We start from the raw sequence: 18,600 nt of genomic DNA on the forward strand, positions 1-18,600 counted from the left end.
CCCGACCCCTCCCGCAGGCGGAAGGGGAGCAGAAGGAAAAAGTCTATGTCGCTCAAGGAATTCGCAGGGCAACTGCCCGACTACGCCAAGGACATCCGTCTTAACGTCGGCTCGCTGCTAAACGAGACCCACCTCACCGATCAGCGCAAATACGGCTTGCTGCTCACGTGCGCACACGGCTCGGGCTACAAGCCGCTGGTCGAGGCCGCCGAGGCCGAATGCGCGCCGAAACTCTCGCCCGAGGCGGCCAACGCAGCGCGCGCAGCGGCCGCGGTGATGGCGATGAACAACGTCTATTACCGGTTCACGCACCTCGCCGGGAACCAGGAATACCGCAACATGCCCGCCAAGTTGCGGATGAACGTGATCGGCCAGCCCGGCATCGACAAGGTCGATTTCGAGCTGTTCAGCCTGGCCGTGTCGGCGATGAACGGCTGCGGGATGTGCATCGACAGCCACGAGCAGATCCTGAAGAAGGCCGGCGTGACGGCGGAAGCGATCCAGACGTCGGTCCGCATCGGCGCGGTTATGGCCGCGGTTGCGACGGTCCACGCGACGTTGTGACGCTCTGTCCCCCTCCCACTTGTGGGAGGGGTTAGGGGAGGGGCTGGCCTTAAGCACGGCGTCGTATTTGGCACGCCCTCCCCCGACCCCTCCCGCAAGCGGGAGGGGATTTTGATCAGTGCCAGATCGCGCGGTAGAGGCCGAAGAGGCTGGTGATCGTCAGGATCACGCCGACTAGCACCATCAGCGTCTTGGCCGGCACGCGCTTCGCCAGCATCGCGCCGAACGGGGCTGCCAGCACGCCACCAATCAGCAGCCCGACCGTCGCCTGCGTGAACGCCGCCCAGCCGAGCTGTGTGATGAACGTCGCCGAGATCGTCGCGGTCAGGAAAAACTCCGCGGTATTCACCGTCCCGATCGTGGTGCGCGGCGATGCGCCCTGCACCAGCAGGTTCGACGTCACCACCGGCCCCCAGCCGCCACCGCCCGCCGCGTCGAGAAACCCGCCGACCAGCCCGAGCGGCTCGACGATCTTCGGCTCCTTCTGCTTCGGTGGATAGCGAAGCCCACGGTACAGCAGGTACACGCCGATCGACGTCAGATACGCGAGGATGAACGGTTTCGCCGTGCTCGCATCGATGTTCGACAGCACGTACGCCCCCAGCACGCCGCCGATCACGCCCGGGATCATCAACCGCAGGAACAGCGTCCAGTTGACGTTCTTGTGCAGCACATGGCTGATCCCCGACACCGCGGTGGTGAAGGTCTCGACGGTATGCACGCCCGCCGACGCCGCGGCCGGCGGCACGCCGACCCACAGCAGCAGCGTGTTCGAAATCACCCCGAACGCCATCCCCAGCGCGCCATCGACGATCTGCGCGGCGAACCCGACAAGTATGAAGGGCAGGAGCGTCTCGAAGCTCAAGGTCGTCAGGTCGAACATCGGCATCCCCTCAATATCGCGCGCAGAGTGCAACGCGCGGGCTTATCCCACAACAAAGATAGGCTTTACCCCGATCCTGATAGGCCGACGCTGCACTTGCGCCCGGTTCTGGAAATCGGTCGTTCGATACCCTAGATACGGAAATCGCGAAGGGGACTGCGGATGTCGAGCGGATTACTGGCCTATCTGGATTCGATCCGCGCCCGCGATCCCGCCCCGCATTCGCGCGCCGAAATCATGCTGTACCCCGGCGTCTGGGCGCTCGGCTATCACCGCATCGCGCACCGCCTTTACAAGGCGAAGCTCTATTTCCTCGCGCGCTGCGTCAACCACTGGTCGCGCTTCACGACGGCGATCGACATTCATCCGGGCGCGACGATCGGCCGCAATTTCTTCATCGACCACGGCTTCGTCGTGATCGGCGAGACCGCGGAGATCGGCGACGACGTGACGATCTACCAGTGCGTCACGCTCGGCGGCACCAGTCCCGACAACGGCGTGCAGGGCAAGCGCCACCCGACCATCTCCGACGGCGCGATCATCGGCTCGGGCGCGCAGGTGCTCGGCCCGATCACGCTCGGCAAGCGCTCGCGGGTCGGCGCCAACGCGGTAGTGACGCGTGACGTGCCGGCGGGCACGACGGTGGTAGGCATCCCCGCGCGCGCGACGACGATCGAGGGCGGCAACGCGCCTGAGGTGCCACGCTTCGTGCCCTACGGTACGCCCTGCAGCGAGATGTTCGATCCTGCGACGCAGAAGATGGAGATCATGCGCTGCGAGCTGGAGACGATGCGCAAGCGGCTCGATGCGCTGCTTGCCGACGAGCATCCAGAGGACCGCCGCGACCGCGCATGATGGTGGATAACTGATGGGCGTCGTACCTTTCCCCACACCGTCCAAGGCGACGCAGGTCGGCTTCGAGCGCCTCGAACTGAACCGCATCCTCGACCTCTACGGCCGGATGGTCGCAGCGGGCCATTGGCGCGACTATGCGATCGACCTTGGCAAGGACGCGGCAGTTTTCGCCGCCTTCCGCCGCGCCGCCGAACGCCCCGAATTCCGGATCGAGAAACGCCCGTCGCTGCGTAACAAGCAGGGGATGTGGGCGCTGATCGGCGAGGCCGGTGCGGTGGTGAAGCGCGGGCATGAACTGGGGCCGGTGCTGGCCCCGGTCGAGCGCCGTTTCATGAAGTTGGTCGAAGACTAAGCCGCAACCTGCCCCCCTCCCTTGAAGGGAGGGGTTGGGGGTGGGTAGGACTGCTCGTGCCGCTAGCATCGCCTGATACGGACACCTACCCACCCCCGCCCCCTCCCTTTCAGGGAGGGGAGCAGAAGGCGACGCGGCTGGATGCTGCTAGATCAAAGCCCCCACGACAGCCGGACATACCCGAACTGCCCCGGGACGTCGTACGTGCTCGGGTCGTAGTTCGGCCCGGTGCAGCTGAAGCACGCTGGCGGATCCTGGTTGAAGACGTTGTTCACGCCGATCGTCAGCCCCAGCCGTTTCTCCAGCCAGCCCGGCGCCAGCGTAACCTGCACGTCGCCGTAGAAGGTGTTGTCGAGTGTCTTGCCGTCCGCTTCCTTCACGCTCTTGATATAGCGGCCGGTGAACGAGGCGCGCGCCATGCCGATGTCCCAATCGACGACCGCATTGCCCTTGAACTTCGGATAGGACTGCTCGGGCGAGCCGCGTGTCGTGCCCTGATAGTTGGTGGTGGTGAAGCCGACCGTCGCCGGGAAGCTCTCGGCGTATTTCAGCAGGATGTTGCCGTTGAGCGAAAGCCCGAACGTGCCCGCCGAGGTCTGCGGCGAGCGATAGACCGCGGTCACGTCGACGCCCCGGGTGCGGATGCCGCCGATGTTCTGCAACTGCGCGTTGATGCGCGAGATGATCCCGTTGGGCGTGCGGGAGATCGCCGCGCAGCTGAGTGCGTCCGCCGCCTGCGAGCAGCGGCTGAGCGTCAGCGTCGCGTCGGTCGCCGCGATCGCGTCGTCGACCTTGATGTCGTAATAATTACCTTCGATGCTCAGCTGGCTGGCGATCCCGCTGGTCCGTGCCCAGCTCGGCGCATACACCGCGCCGAACAGCCAGGTGCGCGACGTCTCGGGCTTCAACGCCTCATTGCCGCCGGTCAGCACGCTCAGCTGTCCGCCATTCGGCTCCTGATAGCTGCCGTTCGCGGGAACGCCGTTGGCGATGCAGTTGGCGCGGACGGTCGCGGACGACTGGAACGGCGATCCGGCGACGTTGGTGCAGGGATCGTCGATCGCGGCGTCGGACCGCGATGCCGCGCCGAACAGTTCGCCGATGCTCGGCGCGCGGAAGCCCTGCGCATAGGAGGCGCGCAACAGCAGGTCGCTGAACGGCTTCCACAGGCCGCTGCCGGTATAGGTCGTGTTGCTGCCGCTGATCGAATAGCTCGAATGCCGCACCGCGCCGCCGATCTCGAGCGACTGGATGAGCGGCGTATTGTGGATCAGCGGTACCCGCAGCTCGGCATAGACTTCGTCCGAGTTGAAGTGCCCACGCGCCGGTTGCGCTGGGATATCCGCGCCGAGCCCTGCGGTGATCAGCGGATCGGGCGTGAAGCTGCCATATTGGACACGGTGCTCATAGCCCGCGGCGAGACCAACGGCGCCGGCGGGAAGGTCGAACAGGTCGCCCGAGATATTGGCGGTATAGTCCTCCAGGCTCTGCGAACTGCGTGCACGCTCGTCGAACGCGATGAAGCCGAGCATCGCCGGTGTGACCGAGCCTGCACCGCCGAAGATGTTGAACGGTACGCATGCCCCGGTGCAGTTCGCGACCGGGCCCAGTGCCTGAGCCAGATTGGCCGCGTTGATGTTGCCGGTGAACAACTGCTTGGCATCGTTGAAGCCGAGGACCGCGTTGACGTCCCAGTAGAACTTATGGCTGCCGACGTTGAACGAACCGTCGAGCGTCGCGGTCGCCGACATCGTGTCGACGGTCTGCGAATAAGTGCGCTGCCCCGCTTCGACGAGGCGACGGCGAACCGTCGAGTAGTTCGCCGGACCATTGCCCGCGCCGCCCGCCGACAGCGTGTAGCCGAACGGATTATACGGGTTGGTGGCATCGACCGAGATAGTGTCGAGCAGGTTGCCGTTGCCAGCGTCCGGCCCGATCACCAGCGGCAGGAACGCTGCCTGGTTCTGCGAATTGCGTCGCGTGTAGTTCATCTTCACGCGCAGGTTCACGTTGTCGGTGAGTTCCTGCTTGGCGCTGACGAAAAAGCCGTAGCGCTCGGACGGGGTCAGGAAATAGTTGAACGGCGAGAAGTTGAAGCGGTCGGCGGAGGTGAACTCCTTGAAATCGCTGTTCGGGCCGGTCGGATTGGCGGCGTCGTAGCGTGGCCGCCCGAGGATGGGGGCGGACTTCAGCGTCAGGTTCCGGCCACCGACCTGGAAGAATCCGTTGGGGGTAGCGCCCGAACAGCCACCAATGACGTCCGAGCAACTTGTCTGGCCGGGGTTCGGAAACTGCGAGATCCTGCGATCGCGCGTGCTGACCGCCTCCTGCTTCACGTAGCTGCCGCCGAACACCACGCTCGTCCGCGGCGCCTGGATGCCGTAGCTGACGTTATAGTCCTGCGTATGGCCGTCGCCCTGGCGGAACGTGCCGAACTGCGCGGACGCTTTGAGGCCCTTTTGCTGCGATTTGGTGATGATGTTGACGACGCCGGCCAGCGCGTCCGAGCCGTAGAGCGGCGACTGGCCTGACTGGAGGATTTCGATCCGCTCGATCGAGCCGACCTGGATCGTGTTGAGATCGACGGTCGAGGGAATGCCGCTTGCCGATGCGCCGTTGACGAAGCGCAGGCCGTCGACCAGCACCAGCGTTCGCTTGGCCGTCAGATAACGCAGGTCGATCTCGGCCGACCCTGCACCGACGCCGCCGCCGTCGGGCGGATTGCCGATGTTACCCGAATTGTTGACCTTCGAATTGAGCCCGCCGGCCGCGCTTGGCAGCCGCTGGAGGACGTCGGCGACCGACGAAAGCCCGGTGCGCTGGATCGACTGCGCATCGACCGTGACGACGGGGGAGGGCTGGTCCAGTGGACTGCGGCGAATGCGCGATCCGGTCACGACGATCTCATCTCCGCCAGCCTGGTCTACGGATGGGTCGGCAGCCTGCACGCCCTCGGCGGCCGGTGTCGTCACAGCTTGTGCGAAGGCCGGCATCGCTGCGAGCATCGCCACCAATGCCAACCCGCTGGCGCCGGCATATTTGCTCGCGCCCGTGAACGTCTTGATCCCACGCTTCAACATTTTTCCCCTTGTCCGCGCCCCAGCAAACATCCGCTCTCTTATCTTATGTGTGCGAATGATGGCTCAGGGGCGTAACGAAGCAAGGGAAGATTGCGTGATGCGACAATTTTGTTGCGATATATGTCCTGCGTGTTGCGCGCAGGACACGCAGGTGATCAGACTAAAACGGGTGCCGCGGCGCGATCCGCTTCCCCAAACACACGCAGATACCGCGCGATCTCCGTGGGTTCGCCCGTCGCCTTCGCCGGATTGTCGGACAGTTTTACCGCCGGCCGGCCATTCGCTTCGATTACCTTGCAGACCAGCGAGATCGGCTCCAGCGCCGCCGCGCCATCGGGATCGCAGCCGCGGAAGTCGTTGGTCAGGTTGGTCCCCCAGCCAAAGCTCATCCGCACGCGGCCGTGAAAATGGCGATACGTCTGTTCGATCGTGTCGATGTCCATCCCGTCGGAGAAGATCAGCAGCTTGGTCTTCGGATCGACGCCCTGCTCCTCCCACCAGCGGATGATCTGCTCGCCGCCCGCGATCGGCGGCGCGCTGTCGGGACGGAAGCCGGTCCACTCCGCCAGCCAGTGCGGGGCGTTGCGCAGGAACGCGGTCGTCCCGAACGCGTCGGGGAGGGCAATCAACAGATTGCCGTTATAATGTTGCCGCCAATGCTCGAGCACGCGGTACGGCGCTTCGGCCAGCTCGGCGTCGCTGTCGGCCAGCGCGGCGGTCACCATCGGCAGTTCGTGCGCGTTAGTGCCGATCGCCTCCAGGTCGGCGTCCATCGCGAGCAGCACGTTCGAGGTGCCGATGAAGCGGTCGCCAAGCCCTTCCTTCAGCGCTTCGACGCACCAGCGCTGCCACAGGAACCCGTGCCGCCGCCGCGTGCCGAAGTCCGACAGCACGAGGTCGGGCAGTTCGCGCAGCCGCTCGACCTTCTCCCACAGTTTCGCCTTGGCGCGTGCGTAGACGATGTCGAGCGCGAACCGGCCGCGATCACGCAGCGCGGCGCGCGACTTCAGCTCGTTGATGATGGTCAGTGCAGGGATCTCCCACATCGTCGTGTGAGTCCACGGGCCCTCGAAATGCAGTTCATACTGCCCGTCGACCTTCCGCAGGTCGTAGGCAGGCAACTGGAACTCGGCGAGCCACGCGAGGAACTCGGGCCCGAACATCTTCTGTCTACCGTAGAAGCTGTTGCCGGCGAGCCAGATCAGCTCCTTCTTCGCGAACCGCAGCGTCCGCGCGTGATCGAGCTGCGCGCGCAGTTCGGCCTCGTCGACGATCTCCGCCAGCCGCACCGTCTTCGTCCGGTTGATCAGCGCGAAAGTGGCGCTGACGTCGGGATACACCTGCCGGATCATCTGCAGCATCAGCAGCTTGTAGAAATCGGTATCGAGCAGGCTGCGCACGATCGGATCGAGCCGGAAATTGTGATTGTACGTCCGGGTGGCGATATCGGTCACGGCCATGCGCATGGGCTCCTGCGTTGCGTAGGGGCCGGGTGTCCGAGAAGACGCGTTTGTGTCAAGCAGTGGGCAAAGGAGACGGGCGATGACGCGGTTCGTGGTCGTGGTGGATACGCAGTGGGATTTCATGGCGGGCGAGGGCGCGCTGAGCGTGGCGGGGGCGGAAGAGTTGGTCGCGCCGATGCAGGCGTGGCTGTCGGCTCTCACGCCTGACGAGGTTGCCGGCGTCCTGTTCACGTTCGACACGCATTTCGTCGAGACCTACGCCGCGTCTCCCGAGGCGCAGATGTTTCCGATCCACTGCGTGCGGGGCACGAAAGGGTGGGGCAACATGCTCGACGTCGCGTCGGTCGACCCGGCGATCCCGGCGTGGCGGATCGAGAAGGGCGTGTTCGACATGTGGGCCGAGCCGGGTCTGGTGATCGAGGATGCGCGGAATGCCGAGCGGCCGACTATTGAGCGCGAGGCTTTCTTCTCGGCGTTGGCGGCAAGTGGCGTTACGGAGGTCACGGTGATCGGTGTCGCGGCGGATTACTGCGTCCGCTGGGCCGTTGAAGGCCTGCTCGCGCGGGGTTTCGTGGTGACCGTGCCGGCGGGCCTCACGCGCGGTATCGAGCGACAGATCGACGCGGTTGCGGGCGAGAATTTTGCCGGCAAGATACTCGTCGTCTGACCTGATGTAGCGCTGGGCGAACGATCCTCCCCCGCCAGGGGGAGGTGGCACCGAAGGTGACGGAGGGGAGGTAAGAGCAAACTGTCGCTCCGTGTCCTCCCCCTCCGTCTGACAAGTCTCAGCCACCTCCCCCTAGCGGGGGAGGATCAGCGAGGGCCTTCACGCCATCGCCGCAAGCAGCCGCCCGACATCCACCGTCGCGAACGAGGCGAAATTGTCCGCCACGCCGAACGGTAGCAACAGCGTGCGATCATGGACGATTCCGCCGCAGCTATACACGACGTTCGGCACATAACCGTCACGCTCGGCCGGGCTCGGCACGATCAGCGGATCAGTCATCCGCGCGAGCAATTTGGTCGGGTCGGCCTTGTCGAGCAGGCATGCGCCGATGCAATAATTGCGGACGCTGCCGACGCCGTGGGTCAGCACCAGCCAGCCTTCGTCGATCTCGATCGGGGATCCGCAATTGCCCATCTGGATGAACTCCCATGGCCATTTCGGCTCGACGATCCTGGTGCCGCCGTCCCAGGTCAGCAGGTCGTCCGAGGTCAGGTACCAGATATTCTCGTTGTCCTGCCGTCCGAGCATCGCATACTGTCCGCCGATCTTACGCGGGAACAGCGCCATGCCCTTGGTCGCCGAGACCGCGCCGCGCATCGGCTGCATCTCGAACGTCTTGAAGTCCTCGCCGCGCAGCAGTTCGCACCGCGCTTCCGAGCCGCTGAACGCGGTATAGGTGCCGAGATACTGCACCTTGCCAGCGTCCTCGAAACGGACGAGCCGCAGGTCCTCGATCCCCTGGTGCTGGCTCGGCAGGATCGGAAAGATCACCGTCTCCGACAATTCGCGACTGCCACCGCATTCCAGCCGGGTGGGACCGCCATCGGTTGCGCCCTGATCGGTCGGTGTGACCCGCGGTGGCACCGCGGTCTGGCTCGCGGGATCGACCGAGAAACCGTCGTCGGGCGACCAGCTCCCGGTGCGGAACGTGACCGACGAGACATGGCCTTCGCCGATGCCGCGTAGCGACAGGATGAAGCACAGGCCGCCCTCGGGTGCCTTGGCCTGGTCGGGGTCGAGGACCATGCTCGGATTGAACAGCGCGGCGGCCTCGAACGAATATTCGCCGCTGAGATACGCGCCGATCAGCAGTTTCTGGTCGGTGTCGATCTCGCGCGGGTCCTTCAATACCGCCATGATCTCGCCGAACCGGTGCAGGAGAAGCTCGTCGACATCGCGGTGGCGTTCGTCGAGCGACTCCATCACGCGGCGACGTTCGGCGCGGAGTTCGTCGGGCGACAACGACAGCACGCGGTCGATCACGCGGACGGCGCGGGGGTGGCCATCGACCTTGAACGCGCCGGGATATTCGATGTTGAACGGCCGGATGACGGTCCGCGATGGGTCTGGCCGCAACTGGATATTGGAAAAGGCGACGAGTTCGGCTTCGGCCATGGTCGGCTCCAAGTGACGCGCCGCCGTCGCGTCGAAACGGACGCCACGACACTGCGAGGGGTGCCCAGCACTGAACGCCGAAACCGCCGCCTTGGCTACATGAATTCCCCGTCACGCGCGGCTGCCGAAACACCGCGGAAAACTTCGTCTGTCACACCACCAGTTCGATCATTCGACGACCGGTGCACGAAGGAAGCGGTATGCAAGCTCAACCATCACGACCCGGCAATTGTGCGATCGGCCGCCACATGCCGCGATCCCGGCACCGCGACGTGAAGGGCGAGCCGATCCAGCGGTCCGCCTGCAGGTGTTGCGGCGCGGCGATCGTCAAGTCCGCGGTCAGTCGCCGCTGGATCGTGTCGGGCATGCTCGGCTGATTAGACGTCGCCCTTAGCGTCAGCGGTCGCGACGTTCCGGAGGCGGGGCGGTCGGTTCGTCCGAGCCGTTCCGCCACGTCTCGCCGCCCGCGCGTGGCAGTTCGCCGCGGGTCAGCGTGCCGTCATGGTTCCGGTCGAGCGCGGCGAAGCGCGTTGCCGCAGCCTTGGCAAACTCGCCTGAATCGATGCCGCGGTTAAGGTTCGCATCGGCGGCGATTACCGGCTCCGGCAGGTCGAAGAAGCCGTAGCGCGCGGCGCCGATGCGTTCGTGGACGGTGGCGCCCTTCTTGCTGTCGCCGTTGCCGAACTGCATGCCCTGGCCGCCAGACCCGCCGCCACCTCGTCCGCGTCCGCCACGGCCTCGCTCGCCACCTTCGGACCTTGGCCCACGGCCGCCCGACGCCACGCGGATTTCCGGCACCATGACGTTCTCGTAATAGGCGATGTCGTCGGGATCGATCTCGCCGTCCTTGCGGCGATCGAGCACAGCGAAGAAGCGCGCGGCGTCATGCTGGAATTCGGCCATCGTGATCCGCCCGTCGCCATCGGTATCGGCGCCGGCAAACCACAGGTCCTGCGCCGCACCCGGCTTGAGTGAAGCGCGGAACGGTTCGCCCATCGGACTGATGAATAACTGGCCGCGGCCGCGAGCCGGACCGTGTCCGCCCTGAGGGTGCGGCTGAGCCGAGCATCCGGCCAGCGCGGCGGCGATGCCGAGGTAAAGGATACGCATGCAATCTCCCGAAATGCCGTGATATTCGTCTGACACGGCGATCGTTGCCGTGATGTTTGGGCTGACCGCTGGCGCAGTTCAGATCGGCAACGTCACCCGCGCGAGCAACCCGACGCCGGGGCGGTTCTCGATCGTCGCATCGCCGCCGTGCGCGCGCGCCACCGCGCGGACGCTGGCCAGACCAAGCCCGCTGCCGCCGGTATCGCGGTTGCGCGATTGCTCGGCACGGAAGAACGGCTCGAACGCGCGGGCAAGATCCGCTGGCGCCATGCCCGGTCCCGAGTCGCACACCTCGACGATCGCCACGCTACCCTCGCGGCGCACTTCCACCTCGGCATGGCCGGCGTATTTGACGGCGTTGCCGACCAGGTTCGCGATCAGCGCCTTCAACGACGGCGCATCGCCCTCCAGCGCGAGCGGGTCGCCCGGAAGCAACGCGACGGCATCGCCGCGATCGGCAAAATCATCCGCGACGCTTTCGGCCAGCGACCGGAGATCGAGCCGCTGGCGGCGGACGTGGCGAGTCATGTCGCGAACGAACGCCATCGCCGAACCGATCCGCTGGCTCATCTCCTTGATATCGCCTTCGCTCGCCGCGCGGATATCGTCGGGCGCCTTTTCAAGCCGCAGCGATAGCCGCATCAATGGCGTCCGCAAATCATGTGCAACCGCGGCGATCAGAGTCGTCCGATCCTCGACATAGCGGTTCAGCCGTTCCTGCATCAGGTTGAACGCAGTCGCCGCCTCGGCGATCTCGGGCGGGCCGACGATCGGCAGCGGTTCGGCACGCGGATCGCGACCGAGACGCTCGGCGGCGGCGGCGAACAGCGCGATCGGCTTCACCACGCGCCGCGCCATCACCCACGCCACCGCCGCGGCGACCACCATCGCGACCAGGAACCACAGCACGATCCGCATCCGCCAGGGGCCGATCGTGGTGTGCGTCGGCCGGATCACGCGCCACCGGCCGCTCGGCGTCTCGATCGACACGACGAACGGGCCGAACAGCGCGTTGTCGAAGGATTGCGGCAAGTGCGCCGAACGGCCCATGCCCATCGGCAGCGGAGGCCGAAGCGCGCCCGCGAACAGCGGCATCGCCGATCGCTCGGTCTCGACGGTCACCTTGGTCCGCGTAAGACCGAGATCGGCGGCGATCGATTCGGCGAGCCGAGCGTCGCGCGGATTGTCGGTCGGGTGGGGCGACCCGGTCGCTATCTCGACCTTCAACTGCCCGGTCGGATCGCGTCCGGTCCGCGCGACCGCGGCGACCCGGTTGGCGGTGAAGATCTGCGGGCGCGGTGGCGGCATCAGCAACACGATCGCGAAGTTCAGGATCTGGACGAGCAGAACGGTGGTCAGCCCCAGCACGAAGATGCGCAGGAACATCGGCCAGGATCGCTGCGGGTTGCGCCGGATCGGCTGGTCGATCTTGCCGACCGTAATCGTCTGGTGGCGCATCACAGGCGCACCACGCGGGGGACGAAGAAATAGCCCTCGTTGCGGATCGTCCGGATGATCTCGTCGTCGTGCGAGCGCAGTTTCCGGCGCAAACGGCTGACCTGCACGTCGATCGCGCGATCGAACGCGTCGGTGTCCGGCCCTCGCGCCGCCTCCAGCAACGCATCGCGCGCCAGCACGCGTCGTGGTCGCTCGACGAACGCGCGCAGCACCGCGAACTCGCCATCGGTCAGGTCGATCAGCGTGCCGTCGGGATCGAACAGTTCGTGCGCCGCGAAGTCGACGCGCCAGCCGAGAAAACCGAACGCGCGGCTGTCGCCCGCATCCTGCATCGCGCGCGCGCGCAGCGCGGCACGGACGGTCGCCAGGATCTCGCGCGGGCTGCACGGTTTTGACAGGTAATGGCTCGCACCGATTTCCAGCCCCAGGACGCGGTCGGGCTCGTCGCCCAGCGCGCTCAACATCACCACCGGCGGTGCAGCCTTCCCCGCCAAGCGACGGCACACCGACAGCCCGTCCTCGCCGGGCATCATCACGTCGAGCAGGATCAGCGACACCGCACACCGGGCGAGCACGCCGTCCATCTCCTTCGCGTTGGTCGCGGTCTCGACCTGGTAGCCGTGCATGCCGAGGCTCTCCGCCAGCAGAGTACGGATCATGTGGTCGTCGTCGACCACCAGCAGCACGGGTTTCGCAAGGTCGGGCACGGGACGTGGGATCATTCGCCGGTCCTGCCGCACGAGTGTGTTCGACATATTTCCGCGGAAGAACGGACGTGGGTCATTTTTCGGAGCGCCTGGCTGCAACGAAATCGATGAACGCGCGCAATGGTGCCGGCAGATACCGCCGTCCCGAATAATAGAGGAACGGACCCGAGAAGCGCTGCCACCACGGTTCCAGCACCGGCACCAGCGCACCGCTGTCGAGATGCGGCTTCAGCCAATCCTCGAACAGGTGGATGATTCCGGTCCCCGCCAGCGCCGCATCGACCGCGAGATCGGTGGCCGCGCCGACGCGGACGATTAGCGGTCCGCCGGGCTCGACCTTGACGATCTCGGCGTCGCGCTCGAACTCCCAGGGCATCATCGAGCCGCTGGAGAACTGGCCGCGGATACAGGCGTGGTCGAGCAGGTCGCGGGGATGCACGGGCGTGCCACGGCGCGCGAGATAGTCGGGTGACGCCGCGGTCGCGAACCGTTGCTCGCGCGGACCGATCGGTATCGCTATCATGTCCAGTTCGAGCCGTTCGTCGTAGCGGATGCCGGCATCGCAGCCCGCCGCGAGCATGTCGACGAAGCTGTCCTCCGCGATCACCTCCAGCCGGATATCGGGATAGGCGGCGAGGAATGCGGGGACGATCGCGGGTAGCACCAGCCGCGCGGCGCTGACCGGCACGTTCAGCCGCAACGGTCCCGCCGGCAAATCGCGATAGCCGTTGACGACGTCCAAAGCCGCCTCGACTTCGGCGAGCGCGGGGCCGAGCCGGTCGAGCAGGCGCGCACCGGCTTCGGTCGGCGCCACGCTCCGTGTCGTCCGGTTGAGCAACCGTACGCCGAGCTTCGCCTCCAGCCGGCGTACCGCTTCGCTCAGCCCCGACGCGCTGCCGCCGCTGATTCGTGCGCCGTCGCGAAATCCGCCCGCCCGAGCGACCGTCACGAACGCGGAGAGATCGCCTGCGTCCACTGCCATTGTGCGTGCTCCCGTACAGCCCGTGCCGATACTGCCGCGTTATCGTAACAGCCAACGCGGTCCATATGAAGGTCACACTTTGGAGGACCGGATCATGAACACGCACGGCATCACCACCACCGCCCCGCTCGCAGGGCGTACCGTCAACCGTCTCGGCTACGGCGCCATGCAGCTCGCCGGCCCGGGCGTGTTCGGGCCGCCCAAGGATCATGACGCGGCGCTTGCGGTCCTGCGTGCGGCGGTAGCGGCAGGCGTAAATCACATCGACACGAGCGATTTTTACGGCCCTCATGTCACCAATCGCCTGATCCGCGAGGCGCTGCATCCGTATCCCGACGACCTCGTGATCGTCACGAAGATCGGTGCGCGGCGGGGACCTGAAGGCTCATGGGACCGGGCTTTTTCCGCCGCGGAGCTTACCAGCGCGGTCCACGACAATTTGCGCAACCTGGGGCTGGAGGCGCTCGATATCGTCAATCTGCGCGCGATGTTCGATGTGCATGGCCCGGCCGAGGGGTCGATCGCCGAGCCGCTTGCGACGCTCGTCGATCTCCAGCGCCAGGGTCTGGTCCGCCATATCGGGCTCAGCAACGTTACGCCGACGCAGGTCGCGGAAGGGCGCGCTATGGCGACGATCGCCTGCGTACAGAACCAGTATAATCTAGCGCACCGCGACGACGATGCGCTGATCGACGATTTGGCGGAGGCGGGGATCGCGTATGTGCCGTTCTTCCCGCTCGGTGGGTTCTCGCCGTTGCAGTCGACCGCGCTGTCGGACGTCGCGCGGGATCTGGACGCGACGCCGATGCAGGTCGCGCTCGCCTGGCTGTTGCAGCGTTCGCCGAACATCCTGCTGATCCCCGGCACGTCGTCGGTCGGTCATCTGCGCGAGAACTTCGCGGCGGGGGACATCGTGCTGCCTGCCGACGCGATCGCCACGCTCGATCGGATCGGCACGGACGCTGCGCTCGACTAAGCATTTCCGTCCAGGCAGCGGACGGCTAACGGCATCGTCATGGCCAAGAAACGCTACCTCACCGCGACGCTGCCCGACGGTTATGTGAAGACGATCGGCCCGACCGCGACGCCGTTCACGCATTACTGGCGGATCGTCGCGGTGCTGGCCAACGGCAAGACGGAGATCTTCTGGGGCCACACCAAGTCGCTCGTCGAGGCGAAGAAGAAGCGCAACGCACTTGCCGAGGCCGCGGCGCAACGCGGGTGGCAGCGCTACGACTTCGAATTCGTCGAGCTGGTAGCCTCCGACGGTTGATACCGCCCACCCCCTCAGGCGGGCGGTAACGCCTTCACCAGGTCGAGCACGCGCGCCGCCAGTTCCGTCCGACAGATCAGCAGGTCGGGCAGATACGGATCCGCGCAGTTATAAACGAGCGGCGATCCGTCGACGCGGCTGACGTGGAGCCCGGCCGCCTGCGCGACCGCGATCGGTGCGCAATTGTCCCATTCATATTGCCCGCCGGTGTGGAGGTAGATGTCGGCCTGGCCGCGCACCACCGCCATCGCCTTCGCCCCCGCCGAGCCCATCGGCACGAGCGTCGCCCCCAACGTCTCGGCGACCGCCACCGCCTCGCGTGCGGGCCGGCTGCGACTGACCAGCATGCGTAGCGGATCGCCCGCGGGTTCCAACGGCTTCGGCGAACCCGAGGTCAGCGTCATCCCGAGCCCCGGCAGCGCCACGGCGCCCACGACGGCGACGCCGTCGATCGCAAGCGCGACGTGCACCGCCCAGTCGGTCCGCCCTTCGCCATATTCGCGCGTGCCGTCGAGCGGATCGACGATCCACGCGCGCCGCACCGAACACCGATCGCCGGTGTCCTTCTCCTCCTCGGACAGGATCGCGTCGTCGGGCCGCGCGGCGCGCAGCATGCGCATGAGGAACCTGTTGGCCTGTTCGTCGCCCGCCTTGCCGAGATCCTTGCCGGTCAGCCCACTGCTTTTCTGCAACGCGAGCAATATCTCGCCCGCCTCGGTGGCGAGGCGTTCGGCGAGACGGACGTCGCTTTCTATGACCGTCACTTGAGTGGCATGATCTGGTGGACGATGAACGCGGCGGCTTCGGCCGGAGTCATTTCCACCGTGTTGACGCGGATCTCTGCGTTGAGCGGGGCCTCGTAAGGGCTGTCGATCCCGGTAAAGTTCTTCAAATCGCCCGCCCGTGCTTTCTTGTAGAGGCCCTTCACGTCTCGACCTTCCGCCACATCGAGCGGCGTGTCGACGAAGATCTCGATGAACTCGCCCGCCGGCAGCATCGCGCGCACCATGTCACGCTCGGCACGGAACGGCGAGATGAACGCAGTGAGCACGATCAGCCCCGCGTCCGCCATGAGTTTCGCCACCTCGCCGACGCGCCGGATATTCTCGATCCGGTCGGCCTCGGTGAACCCCAGATCCTTGTTCAGGCCGTGACGGATGTTGTCGCCATCCAGCAGAAAGGTGTGCCGGTTCATCAGGTTAAGCTGTTTCTCGACCTCGTTGGCGATCGTCGACTTGCCCGCACCCGACAGCCCGGTGAACCACAGCACCGCCTGTTTCTGGTTCTTCAGCCCGGCATGCGCCTCGCGGCCGATATCGGTCGCCTGCCAGTGGACGTTCTGCGAGCGGCGCAGGCTGAAATGGACCATCCCCGCCGCGACGGTTGCGTTGGTGATCTTGTCGATCAGGATGAACCCGCCGAGCACCTTGTTCGGCGCAGCACCCTCCTGCGCATAAGCCTCGAACACGATCGCGCGATCGGTGGTGATCTCCGCCACGCCGATCGCGTTCAGCTCGAGCGTCTTGGTCGCGAGCCGCTCCATCGTGTTGACGTTGACCTGGTATTTCGGCTCGCGCACCGTCGCCGACACCATCTGCGTGCCGAGCTTCAACCAGTAGGAGCGGCCGACGATCAGCGGCTCGTCGTCCATCCAGACGATCGTCGTTTCGAACTGGTCCGCAGTCTCGGGCGGCGCATCCGACGCGGCGATGACGTTACCGCGCGAGCAGTCGATCTCGTCGGCGAACGACAGCGTGACCGACTGCCCCGCGACCGCCTCGTCGAGATCGCCGTCTAGCGTCGTGATCCGGCTGATCGTCGAGGTCTTGCCGCCGGGCAGGACGCGGATCGCGTCGCCGGGCTTGACCGTACCGGCGGCAATCTGGCCCGAGAAGCCGCGGAAATCGAGGTTGGGGCGGTTGACCCACTGTACGCTCATCCGGAACGGTTTGGCCTGGTCGTCGTCGACATCGACATCGACCGCTTCGAGATGCTCCATCAGCGTCGGGCCGGAATACCAGGGCATGGTATCGGAGGCGATCGAGATGTTGTCGCCCTTGAAGCCCGAGATCGGCATCGGCGTGAACGCGGTGATGCCGATGCTGGTCGCGAACGCCGCATAGTCCGCGACGATCTCGTCATAGCGCGCCTGATCGTAGCCGATCAGGTCCATCTTGTTGACGGCGAGCACGAGGTTCCGGATGCCGATCAGGTGCGCCAGATAGCTGTGGCGCTTGGTCTGCGTCAGCACGCCCTTGCGCGCGTCGACCAGGATCACGGCCAGATCGGCGGTCGAGGCGCCGGTCACCATGTTGCGGGTATATTGTTCATGACCCGGCGTATCCGCGACGATGAACTTGCGTTTTTCCGTCGAGAAGAAGCGATAGGCGACGTCGATCGTGATGCCCTGTTCGCGCTCGGCGGCAAGCCCGTCGACGAGCAGCGCGAAGTCGATCTCCTGCCCTTGCGTGCCGACCCGCTTGCTGTCCGCCTCGAGCGCCGCGAGTTGATCCTCGAAGATCATCTTCGAATCGTACAGCAATCGGCCGATCAGCGTCGACTTGCCGTCGTCGACCGATCCGCAGGTGATGAAGCGCAGCATCGTCTTGTTGCGATGCTGGTCGAGATACGCGTCGATATCCTCGGCGATCAGTGCGTCGGTCTGGTAGGCCGATTCCTGGATTGCGATGTCGCTCATCAGAAATACCCCTCCTGCTTCTTTTTCTCCATGCCTGCGCCGCCGGCATCCTTGTCGATCGCGCGGCCCTGGCGCTCACTGGTCGTGGTCAGCAGCGTTTCCTGGATGATGTCGGACAGCGTCGAGGCCGTGCTCTCGACCGCGCCGGTCAGCGGATAGCAACCGAGCGTGCGGAAACGGATCGAGCGGTCGACCGGGACCTCGCCGGGTTCGAGACGGAAGCGATCGTCGTCGACCATGAGGAGCATGCCGTCGCGCTCGACGGTGGGGCGTACGCCGGCGTAGTAGAGCGGGACGATCGGGACGTCGTTGAGCTGAATATATTGCCAGACGTCGAGTTCGGTCCAGTTCGAGATCGGGAACACACGGATGCTCTCGCCCTTCGATTTCCGGGCGTTGTAGAGGTTCCACAATTCGGGGCGCTGGTTCTTCGGATCCCAGCCATGCGTCGCGGTGCGGAACGAGATGATGCGTTCCTTCGCGCGCGATTTCTCCTCGTCACGCCGCGCGCCACCGAACGCCGCATCGAACCCGTGCAGGTTGAGCGCCTGCTTCAAGCCCTCCGTCTTCCACATGTCGGTGTGGAGTGCGCCGTGATCGAACGGATTGATCCCGCGCGCGGCGGCTTCGGGGTTCTGGTAGACCAGCAACTCCATGCCGCTCTCCGCCGCCATCCGGTCGCGCAGCTTGTACATTTCCTGGAATTTCCAGGTCGTATCGACGTGCAGCAGCGGGAAAGGCGGGGGCGACGGATAGAAGGCCTTCCGCGCGAGGTGCAGCATCACCGCCGAGTCCTTGCCGACCGAATACAGCATCACCGGCTTGTCGGCTTCGGCGACGACTTCGCGCAGGATGTGGATCGCCTCCGCCTCGAGCCGTTCCAGATGGGTGAGTGTCTTCGCCATGATGTGTCTCCGCGGCGCCGTTTGCCCGGCGCAGGGCGGTGTCGGCAATCAATGCATTCTTCGGTCGGGGAACGCTTCGCTATCTCATGCCGCGAATGACGGCACTGCGCACCATGCACGATTTCGCGGCGAACCCTGCGCCGCAGTT

18 protein-coding genes are annotated in these 18,600 nt (G+C 65.7%); 6 read left to right on the forward strand and 12 right to left on the reverse strand.

Annotated features, from left to right (window positions below; translation table 11 throughout):
- Positions 1-45: 45 nt before the first annotated feature.
- Positions 46-564, forward strand: a complete 519-nt coding sequence (locus C8J39_RS07255) for a carboxymuconolactone decarboxylase family protein (RefSeq protein WP_056051403.1) — start codon at positions 46-48, stop codon at positions 562-564.
- Positions 565-679: 115 nt separating this feature from the next.
- On the opposite strand, the gene C8J39_RS07260 is transcribed toward C8J39_RS07255, so the two are convergent.
- A complete protein-coding gene (locus tag C8J39_RS07260; RefSeq protein ID WP_056052944.1) occupies positions 680-1,447 on the reverse strand; it encodes a sulfite exporter TauE/SafE family protein in 768 nt (255 codons plus the stop codon).
- A gap of 162 nt (positions 1,448-1,609) precedes the next feature.
- Here C8J39_RS07260 and epsC point away from each other — a divergent pair, with 162 nt between their 5' ends.
- Both epsC and C8J39_RS07270 read left to right on the forward strand, forming a co-directional pair.
- Positions 1,610-2,302 carry a serine O-acetyltransferase EpsC gene (epsC, locus tag C8J39_RS07265; RefSeq protein ID WP_056057758.1) on the forward strand — a complete coding sequence of 231 codons (693 nt, stop codon included), beginning with the start codon at positions 1,610-1,612 and terminating at the stop codon, positions 2,300-2,302.
- A gap of 13 nt (positions 2,303-2,315) precedes the next feature.
- Positions 2,316-2,654: a DUF2794 domain-containing protein gene (locus C8J39_RS07270; RefSeq protein ID WP_056051400.1), complete on the forward strand. Its 339-nt coding sequence runs from the start codon at positions 2,316-2,318 to the stop codon at positions 2,652-2,654.
- A gap of 152 nt (positions 2,655-2,806) precedes the next feature.
- Here C8J39_RS07270 and C8J39_RS07275 read toward each other — a convergent pair whose 3' ends face one another.
- Positions 2,807-5,734, reverse strand: coding sequence for a TonB-dependent receptor domain-containing protein (locus C8J39_RS07275; protein ID WP_120299906.1), 2,928 nt, complete (start codon positions 5,732-5,734; stop codon positions 2,807-2,809).
- A gap of 155 nt (positions 5,735-5,889) precedes the next feature.
- Positions 5,890-7,194 (reverse strand): nicotinate phosphoribosyltransferase, encoded by a 1,305-nt coding sequence (gene pncB / locus C8J39_RS07280; RefSeq protein ID WP_120300453.1) that lies wholly within the window; start codon positions 7,192-7,194, stop codon positions 5,890-5,892.
- An 82-nt stretch (positions 7,195-7,276) separates the two neighbouring features.
- Here pncB and C8J39_RS07285 point away from each other — a divergent pair, with 82 nt between their 5' ends.
- Positions 7,277-7,864, forward strand: coding sequence for a cysteine hydrolase family protein (locus C8J39_RS07285; protein ID WP_120299907.1), 588 nt, complete (start codon positions 7,277-7,279; stop codon positions 7,862-7,864).
- Positions 7,865-8,023: 159 nt separating this feature from the next.
- On the opposite strand, the gene C8J39_RS07290 is transcribed toward C8J39_RS07285, so the two are convergent.
- The 6 genes from C8J39_RS07290 to C8J39_RS07310 all read right to left on the reverse strand — a co-directional run bounded on the left by C8J39_RS07290 (position 8,024) and on the right by C8J39_RS07310 (position 13,576).
- On the reverse strand, positions 8,024-9,319 hold the full coding sequence (locus tag C8J39_RS07290; protein ID WP_120299908.1) for a glycoside hydrolase family 130 protein: 1,296 nt from the start codon (positions 9,317-9,319) through the stop codon (positions 8,024-8,026).
- A 208-nt stretch (positions 9,320-9,527) separates the two neighbouring features.
- Entirely contained in the window at positions 9,528-9,686 is a 159-nt protein-coding gene (locus C8J39_RS18720; protein WP_165895159.1) for a hypothetical protein, read from the reverse strand.
- Between the two features lie 29 nt (positions 9,687-9,715).
- Positions 9,716-10,429, reverse strand: coding sequence for an EF-hand domain-containing protein (locus C8J39_RS07295; RefSeq protein ID WP_120299909.1), 714 nt, complete (start codon positions 10,427-10,429; stop codon positions 9,716-9,718).
- A 78-nt stretch (positions 10,430-10,507) separates the two neighbouring features.
- Complete coding sequence (locus C8J39_RS07300) at positions 10,508-11,887, reverse strand: HAMP domain-containing sensor histidine kinase (RefSeq protein WP_120299910.1); 1,380 nt, start codon at positions 11,885-11,887, stop codon at positions 10,508-10,510.
- Positions 11,887-12,609, reverse strand: coding sequence for a response regulator (locus tag C8J39_RS07305; protein WP_183037952.1), 723 nt, complete (start codon positions 12,607-12,609; stop codon positions 11,887-11,889). Before C8J39_RS07305 ends, C8J39_RS07300 begins: the two co-directional genes overlap by 1 nt.
- A gap of 58 nt (positions 12,610-12,667) precedes the next feature.
- Positions 12,668-13,576, reverse strand: a complete 909-nt coding sequence (locus C8J39_RS07310) for a LysR family transcriptional regulator (protein WP_120299912.1) — start codon at positions 13,574-13,576, stop codon at positions 12,668-12,670.
- Positions 13,577-13,670: 94 nt separating this feature from the next.
- On the opposite strand from C8J39_RS07310, the gene C8J39_RS07315 reads away from it, so the two are divergent.
- Both C8J39_RS07315 and C8J39_RS07320 read left to right on the forward strand, forming a co-directional pair.
- Positions 13,671-14,552, forward strand: a complete 882-nt coding sequence (locus C8J39_RS07315; protein ID WP_120300454.1) for an aldo/keto reductase family oxidoreductase — start codon at positions 13,671-13,673, stop codon at positions 14,550-14,552.
- Positions 14,553-14,591: 39 nt separating this feature from the next.
- A complete protein-coding gene (locus tag C8J39_RS07320) occupies positions 14,592-14,849 on the forward strand; it encodes a hypothetical protein (RefSeq protein WP_056489311.1) in 258 nt (85 codons plus the stop codon).
- A gap of 14 nt (positions 14,850-14,863) precedes the next feature.
- Here the strand turns inward: C8J39_RS07320 and C8J39_RS07325 are convergent, their stop codons facing one another.
- From C8J39_RS07325 to cysD, 3 genes are read right to left on the reverse strand one after another with little or no spacing between them, the layout of a single operon-like run.
- Positions 14,864-15,613: a 3'(2'),5'-bisphosphate nucleotidase CysQ gene (locus tag C8J39_RS07325; RefSeq protein WP_120299913.1), complete on the reverse strand. Its 750-nt coding sequence runs from the start codon at positions 15,611-15,613 to the stop codon at positions 14,864-14,866.
- Positions 15,610-17,547, reverse strand: a complete 1,938-nt coding sequence (gene cysN / locus C8J39_RS07330; protein WP_120299914.1) for a sulfate adenylyltransferase subunit CysN — start codon at positions 17,545-17,547, stop codon at positions 15,610-15,612. The genes C8J39_RS07325 and cysN overlap by 4 nt, the downstream gene beginning before the upstream one ends.
- Positions 17,547-18,452, reverse strand: coding sequence for a sulfate adenylyltransferase subunit CysD (gene cysD / locus C8J39_RS07335; RefSeq protein ID WP_120299915.1), 906 nt, complete (start codon positions 18,450-18,452; stop codon positions 17,547-17,549). The genes cysN and cysD overlap by 1 nt, the downstream gene beginning before the upstream one ends.
- Positions 18,453-18,600: the final 148 nt, after the last annotated feature.

The organism is Sphingomonas sp. PP-CC-1A-547, from assembly GCF_003610375.1.
Classification (GTDB): domain Bacteria; phylum Pseudomonadota; class Alphaproteobacteria; order Sphingomonadales; family Sphingomonadaceae; genus Sphingomonas.

Coding starts and splice junctions, on each gene's coding strand:
- C8J39_RS07255 (WP_056051403.1), top strand. CDS start 46: ATGTCGCTCAAGGAATTCGCAGGGCAACTGCCCGACTACGCCAAGGAC.
- C8J39_RS07260 (WP_056052944.1), bottom strand. CDS start 1,447: ATGTTCGACCTGACGACCTTGAGCTTCGAGACGCTCCTGCCCTTCATA.
- cysN (WP_120299914.1), bottom strand. CDS start 17,547: ATGAGCGACATCGCAATCCAGGAATCGGCCTACCAGACCGACGCACTG.
- C8J39_RS07305 (WP_183037952.1), bottom strand. CDS start 12,609: ATGATCCCACGTCCCGTGCCCGACCTTGCGAAACCCGTGCTGCTGGTG.
- C8J39_RS18720 (WP_165895159.1), bottom strand. CDS start 9,686: ATGCCCGACACGATCCAGCGGCGACTGACCGCGGACTTGACGATCGCC.
- C8J39_RS07310 (WP_120299912.1), bottom strand. CDS start 13,576: ATGGCAGTGGACGCAGGCGATCTCTCCGCGTTCGTGACGGTCGCTCGG.
- C8J39_RS07285 (WP_120299907.1), top strand. CDS start 7,277: ATGACGCGGTTCGTGGTCGTGGTGGATACGCAGTGGGATTTCATGGCG.
- C8J39_RS07270 (WP_056051400.1), top strand. CDS start 2,316: ATGGGCGTCGTACCTTTCCCCACACCGTCCAAGGCGACGCAGGTCGGC.
- epsC (WP_056057758.1), top strand. CDS start 1,610: ATGTCGAGCGGATTACTGGCCTATCTGGATTCGATCCGCGCCCGCGAT.
- C8J39_RS07320 (WP_056489311.1), top strand. CDS start 14,592: ATGGCCAAGAAACGCTACCTCACCGCGACGCTGCCCGACGGTTATGTG.
- C8J39_RS07290 (WP_120299908.1), bottom strand. CDS start 9,319: ATGGCCGAAGCCGAACTCGTCGCCTTTTCCAATATCCAGTTGCGGCCA.
- C8J39_RS07300 (WP_120299910.1), bottom strand. CDS start 11,887: ATGCGCCACCAGACGATTACGGTCGGCAAGATCGACCAGCCGATCCGG.
- C8J39_RS07295 (WP_120299909.1), bottom strand. CDS start 10,429: ATGCGTATCCTTTACCTCGGCATCGCCGCCGCGCTGGCCGGATGCTCG.
- pncB (WP_120300453.1), bottom strand. CDS start 7,194: ATGGCCGTGACCGATATCGCCACCCGGACGTACAATCACAATTTCCGG.
- C8J39_RS07315 (WP_120300454.1), top strand. CDS start 13,671: ATGAACACGCACGGCATCACCACCACCGCCCCGCTCGCAGGGCGTACC.
- C8J39_RS07275 (WP_120299906.1), bottom strand. CDS start 5,734: ATGTTGAAGCGTGGGATCAAGACGTTCACGGGCGCGAGCAAATATGCC.
- cysD (WP_120299915.1), bottom strand. CDS start 18,452: ATGGCGAAGACACTCACCCATCTGGAACGGCTCGAGGCGGAGGCGATC.